The sequence below is a fragment of the Flavobacteriales bacterium genome, assembly GCA_016704485.1.
Classification (GTDB): domain Bacteria; phylum Bacteroidota; class Bacteroidia; order Flavobacteriales_F; family PHOS-HE28; genus PHOS-HE28.
This window is the reverse complement of the sequence record JADJAA010000001.1, coordinates 2,324,369-2,343,760: the sequence shown is the minus strand read 5'-3', so window position 1 is coordinate 2,343,760 and position 19,392 is coordinate 2,324,369. Positions and strand designations below refer to the sequence as shown.

The 19,392-nt window shown below is 49.5% G+C and carries 9 protein-coding genes; 4 read left to right on the top strand and 5 right to left on the bottom strand.

Annotated features, from left to right (window positions below):
* The first annotated feature begins 7 nt into the window (after window positions 1-7).
* From IPF95_09910 to IPF95_09900, 3 genes are read left to right on the top strand one after another with little or no spacing between them, the layout of a single operon-like run.
* Window positions 8-1,084, top strand: coding sequence for a hypothetical protein (locus IPF95_09910; GenBank protein ID MBK6475007.1), 1,077 nt, complete (start codon window positions 8-10; stop codon window positions 1,082-1,084).
* 45 nt (window positions 1,085-1,129) lie between these two features.
* Window positions 1,130-2,011, top strand: a complete 882-nt coding sequence (locus IPF95_09905; protein MBK6475006.1) for a lysophospholipid acyltransferase family protein — start codon at window positions 1,130-1,132, stop codon at window positions 2,009-2,011.
* Between the two features lie 2 nt (window positions 2,012-2,013).
* Window positions 2,014-3,012, top strand: coding sequence for a fatty acid desaturase (locus IPF95_09900; protein ID MBK6475005.1), 999 nt, complete (start codon window positions 2,014-2,016; stop codon window positions 3,010-3,012).
* 105 nt (window positions 3,013-3,117) lie between these two features.
* On the opposite strand, the gene IPF95_09895 is transcribed toward IPF95_09900, so the two are convergent.
* Together IPF95_09895 and IPF95_09890 are read right to left on the bottom strand one after the other, a co-directional pair.
* Window positions 3,118-3,291: a hypothetical protein gene (locus IPF95_09895; GenBank protein ID MBK6475004.1), complete on the bottom strand. Its 174-nt coding sequence runs from the start codon at window positions 3,289-3,291 to the stop codon at window positions 3,118-3,120.
* A 130-nt stretch (window positions 3,292-3,421) separates the two neighbouring features.
* Entirely contained in the window at window positions 3,422-4,033 is a 612-nt protein-coding gene (locus IPF95_09890; GenBank protein MBK6475003.1) for a sigma-70 family RNA polymerase sigma factor, read from the bottom strand.
* 651 nt (window positions 4,034-4,684) lie between these two features.
* On the opposite strand from IPF95_09890, the gene uvrA reads away from it, so the two are divergent.
* Window positions 4,685-7,474 carry an excinuclease ABC subunit UvrA gene (uvrA, locus tag IPF95_09885; GenBank protein ID MBK6475002.1) on the top strand — a complete coding sequence of 930 codons (2,790 nt, stop codon included), beginning with the start codon at window positions 4,685-4,687 and terminating at the stop codon, window positions 7,472-7,474.
* Window positions 7,475-7,504: 30 nt separating this feature from the next.
* On the opposite strand, the gene IPF95_09880 is transcribed toward uvrA, so the two are convergent.
* From IPF95_09880 to IPF95_09870, 3 genes are all read right to left on the bottom strand, one after another.
* Complete coding sequence (locus tag IPF95_09880) at window positions 7,505-11,659, bottom strand: PKD domain-containing protein (protein ID MBK6475001.1); 4,155 nt, start codon at window positions 11,657-11,659, stop codon at window positions 7,505-7,507.
* 206 nt (window positions 11,660-11,865) lie between these two features.
* Entirely contained in the window at window positions 11,866-15,231 is a 3,366-nt protein-coding gene (locus IPF95_09875; protein ID MBK6475000.1) for a gliding motility-associated C-terminal domain-containing protein, read from the bottom strand.
* 26 nt (window positions 15,232-15,257) lie between these two features.
* Window positions 15,258-19,370 carry a PKD domain-containing protein gene (locus tag IPF95_09870; protein ID MBK6474999.1) on the bottom strand — a complete coding sequence of 1,371 codons (4,113 nt, stop codon included), beginning with the start codon at window positions 19,368-19,370 and terminating at the stop codon, window positions 15,258-15,260.
* Between the last annotated feature and the right edge of the window lie 22 nt (window positions 19,371-19,392).

Below are 19,392 nucleotides of genomic sequence, written 5' to 3'. Positions count from 1 at the left end.
AGAAACCATGAGCACAACGACATTACTTCACAACGAATTGATACACCGTTTGATGGCCGATCGCGAAGGTCCATGCATAAGCCTATTGTTCCCGACACACCGGACCATACCGGATTCGGATCAGGACGAGCTCATCCTACGGCGTCTCGCGAAAGAAGCCGAGGAGCGCATATTGGAACTCGGTGACAAACGCTCCATGGCCGCCATTTTGGAGCGACTAGGTGCCGTAGCTGGGGCCATCGACCACCGCCACAACGAGGAAGGTATGGCCATTTTCATTGCCTCGGATATCACCGAAGTGGTGCGGCTTCCGTTCCCTGTGGATGAACGCGCTGCGGTCGACGACACCTTCGTTACTCGAGAGGTCATCCGTTGGAAATTGGGCGGAGTGGATCACCATGTTCTGGTGCTTGGCACTAAAGGAGCAAACCTGTACCATGCCTCGAACGATCGACTCGTAGGTGAGGCACACGGTACATTCCCGATGCGCAACAAACGCTCTGCGGCCAATTCCCATGCGGCGAGTCATTCGACAGGTCAGACGAACCTACTGCGTGAGTTCAATTTGGACGTGGATCGGGCGGTGAGGAAAGTGGTCGGCATAAAGGGCCGAGTGGTGGTGGCGTGCACCCATGAACAATACCCGCATTTGGTAGCCGCTGCCGAGGATGCATCCATCTACATCGGGAATCTGCACGGCAGTTACGATGAAACCGCTCCTGCGGCAGTAGTGAAGGCGGCATGGACGCTGGCCTACGAAGATCAAAAGAAGCGTCATCTCGCGGACCTTGAGGTCTTGCGAAAAGCACCGGCCACGATGCACAGCACATCGATCATCGACATCTGGAGGCAGGTCCGTGAAGGCAGTGGAATGACGTTGTTGGTGGAACGCGACCTACGCATAGCGGCCAAAGTGAACGGAGAACACATTGAACTTGTGAAAGATCCGAAGGCTCCGGGCGTAGTGGATGACATCGTGGACGACATCATCGAAGAACAGATCCGAATGGGTGGCGAGGTACGTATCCTACCGAATGGGCTGTTAGCCGAATACAAGGGTATAGCATTGCTGCTTCGGTACTGAGCCGGATGAACCGTGGACCCTCGCGACTTAACTTCGCGCCGGTCCATGGGTACCATTGGTTACTACATAGCGCTTCCGTTCATTTATGGCATATCGATGCTACCGTTCCGATTGCTTTATGTGCTTTCGGACCTGATGAATTTTGTCCTATTCGGCGTTATCGGCTATAGGAAACAGGTGGTCATGACCAATCTGCGCAACAGTTTTCCCGAAAAGAGCGAGACAGAGCTCCAGGCCATAGCGAAACGATTCTACAGTTGGTTCTGTGATCTGACGTTAGAAACGTTGAAAACATTGACCATTTCGCCCGAAGCGCTAAAGGAACGGGTGACGTTGCACGGGATAGAGATCCTAAAGAATTATGCACAGCGGGATCAGAGCATTATCATTGTGTTAGGTCATTTTGGGAATTGGGAATTGGCGGGTGCCAGATACAGCCACGAACCCGGTCTACCACAACTGTATGTGATCTACCATCCCTTACAGAACAAGCATTTCGATGCGTTGATCCTTAAAATGAGAACACGCCATGGAACACGTCTTTATTCCATGCGGGAAGCCAGCAAAAGCATGCTTCGGGATCGGCACTTATTAACAGCAACTGCGTTCATAGCCGATCAGACACCATCTCCGGAACGGGCATTTTGGCTTACCTTTATGAATCAGGAAACACCAGTATTTCAAGGCACGGAGAATTTAGCCAAGAAGCTGGGATATCCTGTAGTGTACATTTCGATCACTCGACCGCGACGTGGGCACTACAACATGAAAGTGGAGACTTTAGTGGAAACACCGACCAACACTCAGGAAGGTGAGATCACGAAGATCCATACGCAACGATTGGAACAAGATATAAAAGAGAATAGCGATATATGGCTGTGGACACACAAACGATGGAAGCACCGAGGGCCTTTGCACCAAGCATGAAAGTGCGCACGGAGAAGGAATTGATCCTTGCCACGAAGCAATTCGCACAGGAAATACGTGCGAAAAGCTGGTGGCATTTGGTAAGTACGAGCATGCTTATGGCAACGTTCTATTTCGTCATATTTTGGCCAACAACACCCATTTGGCTAAAAGCGATCGCGAGCGTACTTACAGGACTGACGATCGCGCGGATGTTCATCATCTATCACGATCATCAACACAAGGCCATCCTGCAAAAATCGAAGATCGCCGATGCGTTCATGACGCTTTTTGGGCTCTACATTCTGGCACCTACCAGCATCTGGAAACGGAGCCACGACCACCACCACACACACAACAGTAAACTCTACACCAGTAGCATTGGATCCTACCCTATCGTTACAACGGAAAAGTTCAAGTCCTTCACCAAAAAGGAACGTGCGGTCTACCTGTTCATTCGCCACCCGATCACGATTGCCTTCGGATACATTTTCGTGTTCCTGTTCGGCATGTGCGTGCGTTCTTTCATCAACAATCGCGCAAAGCACTGGGACTCATTGCTTGCCTTGATATTGCACGTAGGTGTAGGCACAACGATCGTTCTGACCCTTGGCTGGACGGCGTTCTGGCTGGGCTTTATTGCTCCTGCTGTTATTTCTCTTGGTCTTGGCGCATACTTGTTCTACGCACAGCATAACTTCCCAACAGCAACATTCAGCGATAAAGAAGGTTGGAGTTACGTGAATGCAGCACTAGGGAGCAGCAGCTACATGCGTATGAGCAAGATCATGCATTGGTTCACTGGCAACATCGGTTTCCACCATGTACACCACCTCAATGCTCGCATCCCATTCTACCGCCTTCCAGAAGCACACAAGGCCATCCCGGAATTGAAGAACGCGAAGACGACTTCTTTGATGCCTGGTGAAATGATCCGGTGTCTTCGGTTGAAGGTTTGGGATCCCGTTAAAGGGAGAATGATCGGCTTCAAGGAGATGAACTGGAAGAGTTCGAAGGTGTAGCAATCCCTTGCTTTGGTTGTTGGTTGAACGTAAATGGCATTGCTGTGCGTTTAGAATCGTTTGTCGCTTATACGACTAATGATTCTAAAAGCGTAAAGCCAAGAACTAGTTCAACACAATATCGATCTTTCCTACTGGAGGTGCATCGACAACGCGAAGTGCGCGGGAGTAGCCTAGAATAAGTTGGATGGTGTTGGCGCGTGGACCCATACTCAGGTGGTTCTTCGGGGTCTTTGGTGTGTTGCGCGAGTTCTTCTTACGAAGGGTAGAGTGGGCCATAAACTAGAGGGTTAAGTTTCTTTCAATGATGCTCTAACGCCGACCCGGTTCCGCGTATTGCATGGGTACCACAAAAAAATAGCGGCGGACCCACTATTTGTGCCCGCCGCCTTGGAATCTTAACTTCTACCTATGCGCGTTCGAGCACCAGGTCCCTTTCCTTGATCATTCTCCGCATATTGATCAGGGCATAACGCATACGACCCAATGCCGTATTGATGCTCACGTCCGTTTGCTCGGAGATCTCTTTGAAACTCATGCTCAAGTAGGTCCGCATGATAACCACCTCCCTTTGTTCATCGGGGAGTGATTCAATGAGCTTCCGTACATCCGCATCGATCTGCACATTCACCATGCGCTGCTCCACGTTCTTGCCGGGTTGTGCAATGGTGGCAAACACATCATGGTCCTCATTGCTACGCACAAGTTTCATTTTCTTATTGCGGCGGAAGTGGTCGATCACCAAGTTGTGGGCAATGCGAATGACCCAAGGCAGGAACTTACCTTCCTCGTTGTACTTACCGTTCTTCAGGGTATTCACCACTTTGATGAATGCCTCTTGGAAGATATCCTCAGTAAGTTCACGGTCGCGTACAAGCAAGTACACATGCGACCACACTTTGCGTTTGTGGCGCAACAGCAATGTTTCGAAGGCGGCTTCACTGCCCTCCAAATATGCACGCACAAGTTGTTGGTCCGTAGACACCTCCGCAGTAGCGGTCCTTTGACTTTTTGATAGCATGGCCTTGCCCTTTTTTGGTCCGTTGTGGATCGAAAAATGTAGAGGGTAGAGGTCTTGCTATCTGGTCTAGGTTTTGGTGTATGACCCTCTGCTAAGTGCAGTGGGTGTGTTGGTCATTGGTTTACAGACGTGATTCGGTACAAGGAACGTTGCCTGTCATATGGATATTGTGTAGTGCCTTAAAAAAATTGTTTTTCAGCCTTACATAGGCAAAGATAATGCCTTGAACTCATAAAAGGCAAACCGATAACTGCTTTTGGGCTAACGTTCCTTGCTCCTTCAGCATTATTTTATGGTCATAGCGCTAGTTCGTTCACCTGAGGGCAATGCATGTTCGCTGGTGCAGTGATTTCTTTCTGGATTCATGAATTTTGAGATCTAAATAAAAATTCCATTTGCACCGCTAAGTAATATTCACCTCTGGTCGACCCTCCCGGCTCAAGGCCGGGATGACAGGATCGACGCTAAGGATGCGTATTGGCGGTTGCGGTGCTTTCTATCTCTCTTTAATTCTTTCTATCTGTATCACCTCTCATTATTACTTATTCATTTTCTACTTCAACCCGGATCCATAAGGTTAAATTTGCGCCGCTCAATCCTCCCTATCCCATCGAAAAGACCACAACAGCGGCAAAAAACCCTTCGACACCTATGCGACCGAAAGCACATGGTTTCATCCGTGTCCAAGGCGCAAGGGTGCATAACCTGAAGAACATCAATGTGGATATTCCGCGGGGCAAATTGGTGGTGGTAACCGGTCTGAGCGGTAGTGGCAAGAGCAGCTTGGCGTTCGATACCCTCTATGCTGAAGGGCAACGGCGTTATGTGGAGAGCCTCAGCAGCTACGCACGTCAGTTCTTGGGACGTCTGGAAAAGCCGGATGTGGATCGCATCATCGGAATAAGCCCGGCCATTGCCATTGAGCAAAAGGTGATGACCAGCAACCCGCGTAGTACAGTGGGAACCAGCACCGAGGTATATGACCATATGAAACTGCTCTTCGCACGAGCAGGTCACACCATCAGCCCGGCAAGCGGCCAAGAAGTGAAGCGGAATACCATTGAAGATGTGGTGGCTGGCGTTAACAGCTACCCAAAGGACGGTGTAGTGCTAATGCTGTCCCCCATCCATAGGCCAGAGGGTCGGAAACTGCATGAACACCTCGATATTCTGCAACAACAAGGATTCGCACGTGTTCACGATGGAACGGATGTTCACCGGATCGAGGATCTTCTGAAAGCCAAGACGGAACCCACAGGCACATGGTTCCTGGTCTTGGATCGATTGACCGTTGACCCTGGCAATGAAGAAAGCGAAAGCCGCATTGCGGATAGTGCAGAGGGTGCCTTTTTCGAAGGCCAAGGTGAATTGATCCTGTTGGGTGATGATGCCAAAGGCAAACAGCGCCAAATGGGCTTCAGCGATAAATTCGAACTGGACGGGATCACGTTCGAGGAACCTATTCCGAACCTGTTCAGTTTCAATGATCCGGTAGGGGCCTGTCCGAAATGTGAGGGATATGGCAATGTGATCGGAATTGATGCGGACCTGGTGATACCGAACAAGACCCTGAGCGTGTACGACGAGGCCGTTGCACCTTGGCGCGGGGAAAAATTGAGCGAGTGGAAAGAGAAGTTCATTGTCGCCAGCGAAGCATATGATTTCCCGATCCACCGTCCGATCCATGAACTTTCCAAGGAACAGTTGGACCTGCTTTGGAAGGGAGGAAAAGGCGTGAATGGGATCGATCGGTTCTTCAAATATGTTGAAGAGAAAAGCTACAAGATCCAATACCGTGTGCTCGGTAGTAGATACAAGGGCAAGACCACCTGCCCGCTTTGCGAGGGTTCGCGATTGAAACCCGAAGCACGTTACGTAAAAGTAGCCGGCAAGGACATCACGGAACTGGTGGCTTTGCCGATCCGCGAATGCTACGAATTCTTCCGAACGGTAGAATTGAATGAACAGGATCAACGCATCGCCTCACGCTTGTTAAAGGAGATCACGAATCGCCTTCAGTATCTTAATGAAGTTGGCGTGGGGTATCTCACATTGGAACGGCGCAGCAATACGTTGAGTGGAGGTGAAACGCAGCGGATCGATCTGGCCACTTCGCTTGGTAGCAGCTTGGTCGGAAGCATGTATATTCTGGATGAACCGAGCATCGGGTTGCACCCACGGGACACACTGGCGTTGATCGAAGTGCTGAAGAAATTACGCGACCTTGGTAACACGGTGATCGTTGTTGAACATGATGAAGAGGTCATGCGTGCAGCCGATCACATCATTGATATGGGCCCGATGGCCGGCAGTCATGGAGGTGAAGTGGTCTTCTCCGGTACCCATGCCGACCTTATCAAAAGCGATGGTCTAACGGCGAAGTACCTGACCGGCCGTGAGCAAATTCCGACCCCGACCAAACGAAGACCCGTTAAGGACAAATTGATATTGAACGGAGCACGTGAACACAACTTGAAGGGCATCGATGTGGCCTTTCCGTTGAACATGCTCACCGTGATCACAGGGGTAAGTGGCAGTGGCAAGACGACCTTGGTAAAGCGCATCCTCTACCCCGCTCTGAAGCGGGAGTTGGAAGGATACAGCGAACGTCCGGGCGAACACAAGGCATTGTTGGGTGACATCAAGCGGTTAAAGGCCGTTGAAATGATCGACCAGAACCCGATCGGGCGCAGTAGCCGCAGTAATCCGGTTACCTATGTGAAGGCATGGGATGAGATCCGCACACTTTATAGTGAGATCGATGTGGCGAAAATGCGCGGTTACAAGCCTGCCTACTTCAGTTTCAATGTGGATGGCGGGCGGTGTGATGTGTGCCAAGGCGAAGGCGAAGTACACATTGAAATGCAGTTCATGGCGAACATCAATCTGAAGTGTGAAGCGTGCAATGGAAAGCGGTTCAAGGAAGAGATCCTGGATGTGAAATTCGCCGCTACCGATGTAGCTGAATTGCTCGACATGACCGTGGATGATGCGATCGGCTTCTTCCAGGAACATGGCAACTCCAACGCATGTACACGCATTGTGAACAAGCTGTTACCGTTGCAAGAAACCGGTCTAGGTTACGTGAAGTTGGGACAGAGCAGCAGCACGCTTTCGGGCGGTGAGGCGCAACGTATCAAGCTGGCCAGTTTCCTAGCGAAAGGTCAGGATGAAAAACCAACGCTCTTCATTTTTGATGAACCTACAACGGGTCTGCATTTCCATGACATCGCTAAATTGTTGAAGGCATTCGACATGCTGATCAGCAACGGCCACAGCGTGTTGGTGATCGAGCATAATGTCGAAGTGATCAAATGTGCGGACCACGTAATAGACCTCGGCCCTGAAGGCGGAGATGGCGGTGGCCAACTCGTATTTGAAGGCACACCAGAGGAATTGAAAACCGCGAAGGGATCGTATACGGCGCAGTTCTTAGCGTGATCGCACTAGACTTGCTTTGGTATATAGGCGTTATCGCACCACCATCACGTGTCCCAACTTGGTCACTTGCTCAGTCGGTGTGCATTCGGCGTTGTATTCCAAGCGATAAACGTACACATCGTTCTTTACCGGAGTGCCTTTGAATGTACCATCCCATGGTCTGATCGGTGAACCGGTTTCGTAGATCTTCTCACCCCAACGGTTAAAAATGAGCAGCTCGGTAATCCCTTCACCATACCCTGTAATTATGAACGTATCATTTCTTCCATCATCATCCGGTGTGAATGCATTAGGAGCGAATAAAAACGCATCCGGGTCTTTTGGCAGAACGGTTATCGTATCCAGGTGTGGGCAGTTGAGCTCATCCCAAACCGTAAACGGGTAAGCGCCTTCACCGTACACAAGTTGTGTTCTATTGGTCCCTCCCATTACCCATTGATAGGCCGTTCCCTCTATCGGTATGGATAGAAGAACCTCAGCACGAGGACAAGCGATCAATGAATCCGAAAGATCAAATTCCACCGCTTGTAGAACTTCAACGGTATCACGGCCCGTACATGTTCCGGCAACTACTTCAACAAAATAGATCCCCCCTTCTGCAACGGTGATGGTCGGTGTGGTTTCACCAGTGTTCCACGAATAAGTGTCAACATCCGCAGTGGCGTCGAGCACGGTGGTCTCACCAAGGCAGATCACTGCTTGTGGAACAAGACTGGTTGGTAGATCATTGATCAACGTCACTGGCAAGGAATATTCATCGCTTTGTCCACAATCAAGATCGGCAATTGAAAGGGTAACGGTGTATGTTCCGGGCTCATCGTAGGCATGTGTGGGTTCGAACGTATCGTAGATCGTACCGTCGCCCATATCCCAATTATAACTCACATTACCTATGCTGGAATTCGTGGTTGAAACCAGCAGTAACGTGCAGCTATCGGTTTGTTGAACGGTAAAAGCCGCAGTTACCGGAACCAATGGATCGATGATCACCTGGATGTTGGAAGTAACGTCCGGTACGCATCCCCATAGATCGGTAATGACCAACGTTATATCGTACGTACCCGGTCCGGAAAAAGTATGGACCACATTCGTGTCATTGTACTGTGTGCCGTCGCTCATGTTCCACTCGAATGCCATATTGGATCCGGAACTAAGATTTGTAGTAGTCACAACCAATTCCTCACAATCAAGGACCTGATCGATAGTGAAATCAGCGACAATTTGGATCAACGGATCAATGATCACCTGTACCGAAACCGTATCGGCGATATTGCACGTGGTGCTATCCACAGCTATCAATTCAACGGTGTACGTACCAGCACCGGAGAACACATGCGTAATATCGGTTCCTGTCAGCTGAGTACCATCACCCATGATCCATGTGTACACAGGAGCGTTACCTATCGAAGTATTGGTCGTTGAAACCAATAGATCATCACAATCCGGAAGTTGCTCAATAGTGAAGGCGGCTTCCAACAGAATGGGTTCAGCTATTACGATGGTAGAAACAACCGTATCCGGTTGGGCACAGCCTACCGGGTCGTAGGCGATCAGCTGCACGTCATACGTACCAGCGGTCGCGTAGTTATGTACCACATTGGTATCGGTGTAAGTAGTACCATCACCCATATTCCATTGAAATGAAACACCAGAGCCTGTGGTCGTGTTGGTGGTTTGAACTTGAAAGACGGAACAATCAACGGTTTGGCTGATCGTAAAACCTGCTGTAAGTACCTGGGCCGTATTGATCGTTATTGGAAAAGTAATTGTATCGGCTACGGTACAGGTAAGCGAATCATAGGCAATAAGCATAACGGTATATGAACCTTGAGTGGTGTAGGTATATGTAGGTTCAAATATGGAAACGGTGGGGCTACCATCACCGAAATCCCAGATCCATTGGTCCCCGGTACTGGTGTTGGAGAATTCGATCTCAACAGGGGCACACCCTTCATTGATATTGCTTCCTCCGGCGGCATTCACAGCTGCTACTTGAAAATCGATCTTAAAAACGCCTATGTCGTACCCAAAAGGATAGGTACTGGAGAAGGCGTTGGCAGTTGTGTTGAAACCAAAGTCAGTACACACTCCTTGATACACGATACCATCCTTATCGAATCGGCTAGTACCACCATCCACATGATCGCCATCACCTCCATAATAGGATCCGAAAAGGAGACTGGTCAGATCCGCGTCGAACGCGGCCAAGTAAAAACCGCCGGTGGCTTGTAACGCATTCGCAGTAATGGGCATGCCAAACCCCATTGCATAAGGTCCAGCATGCATAGAAATGTAGATATGGCCACACACATCCACCAAAAAGGCTATGGGAGCAAGGTCCGTACCGTCGCCCATTTCCGTGGTAATGAGTGTTGCGGAAAGATCGGGTTCAAGTTTTGCAACGAAAACATCACCTGGTGTACCATAGGTTCCTGCAGGAGTGATGGGAATTGTCCCGGCGCTTTCCCCGTAGATATAGACAAAACCGTCCTGGTCCGTATCCACGAAAAATGCTTGATCGAGTGAGGTAGTGCCGAAAAAAGTGGACTGGGCCATAACAGAACCATTTCCGGAAATATGGGCTACGAAGGCATCATTGGCCCCACCGGAATATGCTGGCGCGAATACCCCTGGCGTTATAGGGAAGCCTTGCCCTTCTGCGGCTCCGCATACAAAATAGCCACCGGTACCGTCCGGCGTAAGTCCATATCCGGCATCCATACCAGCGCCGCCAATATACGTACTGAACAGCAATATGCTTAAAGCAGGATCCAATGATACCAGCACGGCATCTTGTTGCCCTGCGTTGGCAGCCTGCAAGGCACCTGGCGTAACAGGGAAATCCGTGGAGGATGTCGAAGCCGCAACGACACAATTCCCGGCAGCTTCGAGAACGATCTCACCTCTGAAGTTATCGCCGTAATTATATGCGATCTGATTGAACCCATCCATATCCGCACCACCGAGATAAGTAGATCCGATGATAGCGGATCCATTGGAATTGAGGTGGGTAATTACAATATCAGTGATCCCAAAACCTGGTCCATTTAGACTTGTATCATAGGCACCCATACTAACTGGGTAATCGAATGAGGAGCTTGAACCTAGAACAAAAAGTTCTTCATTGGCATTTACCACCATGCTATGCGGGAGGTCATCATCATTACCCCCCAAATAGGTAGCATACATCAGCGCAGAACCATCTGCACTGAGCTTACTAATTACAATATCGGTAAAGCCACCACCGAAATTCAGCTGGAATGAACCAACGTTAGTTGGGTATCCTTGCCCAAACGATCTTGCTCCCGTATAGATATGGCCCTGTTCATCAAATGTTGAGGCATGACCATAATTTTCAGAAGTACCTATATCACCTGTTCCGCTGAGTGTACTTGCCAACAGTAATGGATCGATCACAATAGGCCGCGAATGATCCACCTCTGCTCCGAAGCTGAAACCAACAGAGTTTCCGTTCACCACGAAGTTGCAATCCAGCTTTTCCTTGGCACCATCCGCATACCATGCAACCGGTTTCATTTCGATCACCTCTCCTACGCTTGTTCCAAGCACTAGCGCACCATCGTTGCGCAAGTGGATACCATCCAGGCCTTCATAGGCTAGATCGATCTGATGATGATCCGCTCCGGCATCCAACAGAATATCATACTTGTACATACCGTCTTCGGAATACCAATGCATATTGACTTCGGGCCATAGATCGGTATAGGCAATATCGTAGAAACACGGGACCTCCCCTGCCCATTTGGACGGATCGTTCCCTAGAAAATAATTCAAGTGATGTTGTTTTCTTCGACCCGCTTCCAGTCTCGGGTTGATGTTCGCACCCACGAATTTCATTCTCCAAGCATGACCATGCACTGTTGGTTGATCACTTGTCCTATTCAAATGTACCTCGTGCAAAAGATCTCCCGCGTCTTCCTGAAGTTTCGAGAATGTTATGCCATCCAACTCAGCGAACAACGCCAACCCGTTGACTTCCGCTCGATATAGCACTTTGGAAAGCCATTGGCCTTTGTTAGCAATGAAACTCACACCGGTACTTGCATGTCCCTGAATGACGTGAGAGTCGGCGGGGTCGTGTTCATGTCCGTCCTTCGCACTGGAAGAAAGGATCAACCCTGCAAAAAACATAACACACCACGACCGAATGAGAGAGATATTCATGTGTTCAATTCTTTTTACCCATTACAACTATTCCGCTAAAAATCGGGGTATGATCAGAACCAACCAAATTAGATACTAAATGTACATCGCAATATCCATAAGTAGCTCACCAATGTTCAGTTTCCAGCGATGCATAGCTACATATTTCATTATTACCCGCGTATCTACTCTGATACCAGATAAACCCAGAACCATCCAATTATGCCCTACCGCACCAAAGTCACATGCCCATGATGCTCGGCGAATTCATCCGAGGCGCAACGATCCTTGAACGAGATGATATAGAAATACGTACCATCGGGAACTCCTGATTCCGTGGCATTATCCTTTCCACCGTTCCAACCTTTTTGGATCGAAGTGGTCTCGTACATCTTCAATCCCCAACGATCGTAGACCTCCATTCTGAAATCCTGGAATCCGATCCCATCGACCCCGAAAATATCGTTCTTCTGATCGCCGTTCGGTGAGAACACGTTCGGAATGAAATTATGTGCGCGGATCGGTGAAATGTGGAATACATCGATGGTATCCAGAACGGCACATCCTTGCAGATCAGTTGCGATGAAGGAGTAGGTATTTCCACCTTCAACTGGAATAGCCTCCTCTGTACTTCCGGTATTCCACAAGATGTTCGAAACACCGTAATTCGGTGATAAGGACCCAATATCCGCACCACAGATGAAGATATCCTCCATCGGAGGCGGCAGTGTGGCCAAGAACACATCAATGGAATCCGTTGCCGTGCAGAACCCGTCTGTAACGGTCACTGTGTAATTACCGACCTCAGTCACTGTGATCGTGGCATTCAATGAACCCGTTTCCCACAAATACGTATCGAACCCTGTACCAGCACTGATCTGCGTTGTGCCGTTCGGGCACAGATAACCGGGTGAATCAGGGTCAAAAGCCAATGATGGCGTAGTGAACGTAACAGGCATCGTTGTGGAGTCCGCTGAAATGCAGATGCCATCCACGGCGAGCAGACCAACTTGATACGTACCAGGCCCAGCATATTCATGGGTCGGAGCTGTTCCTGAGGACGTGGCCCCATCACCAAAGGTCCAAGTGAATTGATTAGCACCAATGGATGTATTGTTCAGTTGAAGGAAATAACCATCGCATGTGCTTAGGGGAGTTGCCTCGAATGCCGCAAGTGTCGAAGCAGGATCGTACACATACAATGTGATATAGGTCGTATCGGCGATGTTGCAGGAATTCGGGTCATTCCCGATCAGTGTTACGAGATAAGTTCCCACGGAATCATAGGTAACCGTAACGTTAGTGCCGGTCTGTTGGGGTGAGCCGTCTCCGAGGTCCCAAATAAATTCAGGAGCGATCCCTGTTGCCGTGAGATTGAATGTGGCCGGAACGCACCCCGTAATGGCATCCGAAGAAACATTGGCTTGCACACCTGCCGTCTCGAAATCGATCTTGAATACAGCGATATCCCAACCAACCTGATTTACGGGGGCGTATGCCCACGTGGTGGACTGCATGCTTTGACCTCCGCTACAGACGCCCTGGTATACGATCCCGTTCTTATCGAATCGGCTTGTTCCACCATCAACGTGGCTACCACCATAATGCGTACCGAACAAAATATCCGAAAGTCCAACATCGAATGAAGCGAGATAGAAGCTACCGGTATTATACAGAGCGTCCCCCGTAACAGGTAATGCACCACTTGAGTTATAGCCTGAGATATAAACGTGATCGCAAACATCCACCAAGAATGCAACCGGAGCAACATCGCCAGGGATCATGGTCGTGATCGGAGCGCTCGTCAGATCAGCTTGCAGTTTAGCGATGAAGATATTCCCTTGACCGGTAGCCCCGTAAGTTCCGGCCGGTGCAACGGGAACGGTGCCATCCGTTTGGCCATAGATCCATACATCGTCCGAGCTATCCAGATCGATGAAATACGCTCCGTCACCGTTGGTAGTTCCAAAAAACGTACCAGCGATCTGCGTGGTCAGGTCACTGCTGAAACGCATAACATACCCATCGCGATCGCCGCCGATATAAGTTGTTTGGTAACCGCCGGCCGGGATGGGTAGATCAGTGCTTTCGGTAATACCGGCAATTAGGATCTCGCCATTAGCGGCAATGCGAAGACCCATGGCATTGTCATCCGATGTTCCACCTACGAAAGTTGATGCAAGAACTTGACCACACGTTGGATCCAACACGACGATAACGGCATCTTGACCGCCTGCTAGCGATGTTTGGAAAGCACCGGCGGTAGTAGAAAAATCAGCGGAGCTGGAAAAGCTGGAAACAAGAATATTGCCAACAGGATCAACGATCACTTCACCGCGATAGGCCTCTCCGTAATTCGCGTACATGGTATTGTAACCATCCGATCCAGAGCCACCCACGAAAGTTGAGCCTTCCAAAGCCGATCCATCGAACGAGAAATGTGTTACACTGATATCCAGATCAGCGTTGGTGTTATCGAAAGCCCCGACTGTGACAGGGAAATCTGAAGAACTGGTGGATCCCAGCACGATCAATTCACCAACAGCATTCGTAACAAGACTATGTGGGTTCTCACCATCGGAACCACCCAGATAGGATGCCCAGATCAAGATACTTCCGTCGGGAGAATATTTGCTCAGACTGATATCCGTTCCACCACCTCCCATTGCGGTCTGAAATGCACCGACCGTTGCCGGATATGTAGGCCCGAAATTGCGGCCAGCGGTAAATATGTTTCCCGCATTATCGAAGGTTGCGCAATGCCCATAGTTACTGGCACCTGTTGCACCGGAATACGTACCTGCGATCAGCACAGGATCTATCACGATCGTCCGCGACGGGTCCACAGGTTGATCAAATTTGAACTTCACGGTAGTTCCATCAAGAATGAATGAGCAAGGGATGGCTCCACCTTTTTCGTCGCCGTAAAAAGCAACCGGAGCCAACTCGGTAACATCACCAACAGTGGTCGTAAGGATCAACTCCCCTTCTTTTCCAATGCTCATGGCGTTCAATCCATCATACGTAAGGGCCACTTTCGAATGGTCCGCGCCTGGTTCCAGAACCACATCGTATTTGAAGTTGCCGTTCACTTTGGAAAGCATGACATCGATCCCTGGCCAAACATTTTGCTGGACCAGACCACCGAAAACGGGCACATGGCCTTTCCATTTGGACCGATCATTGCCAAGGAAAAAGTTCTCGTAATGTGCGCCCTTGTCCGTTCCTATGGTCCTATCCGAACGACCATCAACGAAACGCATACGCCATGCATGTCCGTTGAATACCAGCGAATTTTGTTCCTCATTCGATAAGAGTGCGATATCGTGCATCCGATCAGCAGCGCTGTCCTCCAACTTGGACCATGTCCAACTGTTCTGTTCAACGAACATCATTGCACCATTCACACCGGTCCTGTAAAGCACCTTATCCGACCATTGTCCAAGATTCTGAACGAATGTCTGTTGGACGTTCGCTGTAATGGTCGCATTAGTTCCATGATCATGTTCATGCTCGTTACCGGCTTGTACGGTGAACGCTAACGATAGGATCAATGCGGAAGAGATCAATTTTTTCATTGTGTAGTAGATCATGTTTGGTGTTCGACCAAGGCGTATTGTCAGCGTACGACCATGATATGGCCCAATTTTGTTGCCTGTTCGGAACGTGCACATTCAGCGTTGTATTCCAATCGGTAGACGTACATGTCATTCTTTACTGGTGTGCCTTTATATGTACCATCCCATGGTTTGATGGGTGAACCGGTCTCATAGACCTTCTCGCCCCAGCGATCGAAGATGAGCAGTTCGGTAGTGCCTTCTCCGTATCCGGTAATGATGAACGTATCATTCTTTCCATCACCATCCGGTGTAAATGCGTTCGGAGCGAACAACAATGCGTCCGGATCCAACGCGATGACCGTGATGGTATCCATGTGCGGGCAGTTCAGGTCATCCCATACGGTATATGGATAAACTCCTGCACCATACACGGTCTCCGTTCTACTTGTACTTCCAGTTTCCCACTGATAGGCCGTTCCCGCCATGGGCACCGAAAGAACAACTTCCGCATGTGGACATGCATTCAATGAATCAGTAAGATCCAATAGCAATCCTTCGAATACTTCAACTGAATCTTGACCAAAGCATGTTCCGGTATACACGTTCACGACAAATATTCCGCCATGATCCACCGTGATGGTCGGTGTTGTTTCACCAGTGCTCCAGACATAGGAATCCACATTCGATGTTGCATCCAGCACAGTCGTTTCTCCAAAGCAAATGATCGCGGTCGGAACGAGCGCCGTAGGCAGCTCATTGATCAGTGTCACCGGCAAGGTCATTTGATCGTTCTGACCGCACCCTAGATCGGTGATGGTGAGGGTTACGTTGTAGGTACCAGGATCCGTATATGTGTGCGAAGGATCGAACGTATCGTACACCGTACCGTCTCCCATGTCCCACGAATAGCTCAAACTATCTCCGGTACTCAGGTTGTTGGTTGTAACAAGCAATAGTGTGCAGCTATCGGTCTGTTGAATCACAAAGTCGGCGACCACGGGGTCAATGGGGTCAATGGTGACCTGTGTATAGCTTGTATCATTCGGCACACAACCCCAGAGATCCACGACGACCAATGTGATATCGAATGTTCCTGGTGTGGTATACGTATGTGTTGCATTGGAATCGGTATACAGGGTGCCATCGCCCATGTTCCATTCAAACGCCATGTTGGATCCAACGCTTTGATTATCCGTGGTCGCTATCATCTGCGCACAATCAAAAACTTGATCAATGGTGAAGGCCGCAGCGATCGGTACCAATGGATCAATGGTGATCTGCACTTCGGTGGAGTCGATGATATTACAGGTTGAACTATCGACCGCAATGAGTTGGATGGTGTAGGTGCCTGGTCCGGAGAACGTATGGGTAACATCCGTTCCGGTCAATTGTGTCCCATCACCCATGTTCCATGTGTACGTTGGAGCATTTCCGCTCGACGCATTCGTTGTGGAAACCACAACGTCATCACAGTTCGGCACTTGATCAATAGTAAACACCGCACCCACTGTATCCGGAGCGGCCATGAATACTTGCTGGAGCAACGTATCCGGTTGGGAGCAACCCGTAGGATCATACGTAATCAGTTGAATATCGTACGTACCGGCAAGATCATAATTGTGTGTCACGTTGGTATCGGTGTATTGCGTACCGTCGCCCATATCCCATTCAAAAGCAATCGGCGATCCCGTACTCGTATTCGTGGTAATGATCTGGAACGTGGAGCAGTCAGAATTCTGCGTGTAGGTGAATGATCCTGTAAGTGTTTGCGCTTGCCCGATGGTGACCGGAAAAGTTATTGTATCGGCCATGTTGCATGCGAGGGAATCGTAGGCGATCAGCGTAACGGTATAAGCACCTGGCGTCGTATAGGTATATGAAGGTTCAAAGGCATTGACCGGAAGGCTGCCGTCGCCAAAATCCCAGATCCATCCATCACCGGTACTGTTATTCACGAAGTCGATCTGGATGGGTGCGCAACCTTCGTTCAACGTACCCGCACCTGCCGCATTTACACCAGCAACTTGAAAATCGATCTTGAATACGCCGATATCCCAACCAATGGTCTGGTTCGTCGCCCATGCCCAAGGGGTGGTCTGCAAGCTTCCCATGCCACTGCACACCCCTTGATAGATAACGCCATTCTTATCGAACCGGCTTGTACCACCATCTACGTGGGATCCTCCGTAATAGGTACCAAAAAGCAGGTCGGCCATATCCACATCAAAGGCGGCGAGATAGAAAGAGCCGGTCTGATAGAGTGAGTTGGCGGTCATTGGTTGATCTGACGGAGAGTTATATCCTGAAATGTAAATGTTGTCGCAAACGTCCACCAAAAAGGCGACCGGAGCCATTGTACCCCATCCGCCGCCGCCAATGGGACCTATTGTTGTGGTAATAGGAAGAGAGGTAAGGTCTCCGGAAAATTTGGCAATGAAAATCCCAGCGTTTGCTTGGCCATATGTTCCGACGGGCGAAATAGGTATGATCCCTTCCGTTTGCCCATAGATCCACACATCCTCGTTCAAGTCGATATCAAGAAAGTACGAGGTATCCTCCTCATCAGTCCCGAAGAACGTGCCCGCGATCATTGAAGTCAGATCACTGGTCAATCGCACTACATAGCCATCTCGTGTACCTCCCATATATGAAGGGGTGACCGACCCCGGAGTGGTTGGAAAATTGGAACTTTCCGTACCACCAGTTACGAACACATCACCATTTGCGGCGATCCTCAATCCTAGGCCACTGTCATTGGCCGTACCACCTAAATAAGTGCTGTACAATAATGAGCTACAGTTCGGTTGTATGGCAAGCACAACGGCATCTTGTGCTCCACCGAGCCCAGCTTGAAGGCATCCTGCAGTGGTCGGGAAATTCGAAGAACTCGTGAAGCTCGCTACAAGTATGTTGTTCGCACCATCCAGGAAGATCTCCCCACGATAGGTTTCGCCATAATTGCCCCACATTGAGTTGACGCCGTCTTCTGCGGTACCACCGACGTATGTAGACCCGATCACTGAAGAGCAATCCGCACTGAAGTGGGTAATGACCATATCCGTGCCACCTCCATTGGATGAAGACATTGCTGCACTGGAAACAGGGTAATTGCTGGAGCTTGTTGAGCCGAGGATGCACAATTCACCAAGGGAGTTCACGATCATACTGTGGGGGTTCTCACCAGAAGAACCACCGAGGTATGTCGCCCAGATCAAGTTGCTACCATCCGGGTTGTACTTACTGAAGGACATATCCGTACCACCACCACCGTTCGCAATTTGGAACGCACCCACAGTAGCCGGATACCCGGATCCAAAATTACGCGCGCCTGAATAGATATTCTCACTGTTATCATATGTAGCACAGTGACCATAATTATCACTGCCTACTGCTCCGCTCAACGTACTAGCAATGAGCACCGGGTCGATCGTGATAGGCCGATCATGGTCATACCCTTCCTCCAAAAGGAAACGAAGCATACCATGCCGAACTTGGAAATCGCACTTCAACGGCTCTTTCGTTCCATCGCTATAGAATGCGATCGGCTTCAATTCCACCACATTACCGACCGAGGTTAACATGATGAGCTGTCCATCGGCATTAACAGCGATCCCATCCAATCCATCAAAGTAGAAAGCCACATCATTCGGATCGGAATTTGCCTTTAACAGCACATCATATTTCAAATTACCATCGACCGCGTGATACCGAACATCAATGCCTTCCCATACATTGTTATAGATCACTTCGCTGAAAGCCGGGACATGGTGTTTCCATTTCGAAGGTTCATTACCAAGGAAATAGTTCTCATATCCGGGTTGAATATCCTCCGCGCTTACGGAAAGGTCTTGGGACGGCTGAAAAAAGCGCATCCGCCATGCGTGTCCTTTGATGACCATAGCGTCGCGTTCTGCTTTGCTCAATTCGGCGCTATTATGGATCTTTTCACTTGTACCATCTTCATATTTCACCCAAGAGATACCGTTCCGTTCCATGAAGACCGTAGCACCGTTCACCCCCGACTTGTAAAGTACAGGTTGGTCCCATTGACCAAGGTTACGGGAAAATCGTACGGACCTGGATCCGTGATCGTGCTCCGCAAAAGTGCTTATCGGCAACAGCGCTGCCAAAAAGATCAAGTTGCGTAGCGACCTGTGTAGTGTAATGTCCATACGTTCAAAGTATTGAATACCA

Bases quoted from the DNA above. Each gene is read 5' to 3' on its own strand.
- IPF95_09910 (MBK6475007.1), top strand. From the start codon at position 8: ATGAGCACAACGACATTACTTCACAACGAATTGATACACCGTTTGATG.
- IPF95_09905 (MBK6475006.1), top strand. From the start codon at position 1,130: ATGGGTACCATTGGTTACTACATAGCGCTTCCGTTCATTTATGGCATA.
- IPF95_09895 (MBK6475004.1), bottom strand. From the start codon at position 3,291: ATGGCCCACTCTACCCTTCGTAAGAAGAACTCGCGCAACACACCAAAG.
- IPF95_09890 (MBK6475003.1), bottom strand. From the start codon at position 4,033: ATGCTATCAAAAAGTCAAAGGACCGCTACTGCGGAGGTGTCTACGGAC.
- uvrA (MBK6475002.1), top strand. From the start codon at position 4,685: ATGCGACCGAAAGCACATGGTTTCATCCGTGTCCAAGGCGCAAGGGTG.
- IPF95_09880 (MBK6475001.1), bottom strand. From the start codon at position 11,659: ATGAATATCTCTCTCATTCGGTCGTGGTGTGTTATGTTTTTTGCAGGG.
- IPF95_09875 (MBK6475000.1), bottom strand. From the start codon at position 15,231: ATGATCTACTACACAATGAAAAAATTGATCTCTTCCGCATTGATCCTA.
- IPF95_09870 (MBK6474999.1), bottom strand. From the start codon at position 19,370: ATGGACATTACACTACACAGGTCGCTACGCAACTTGATCTTTTTGGCA.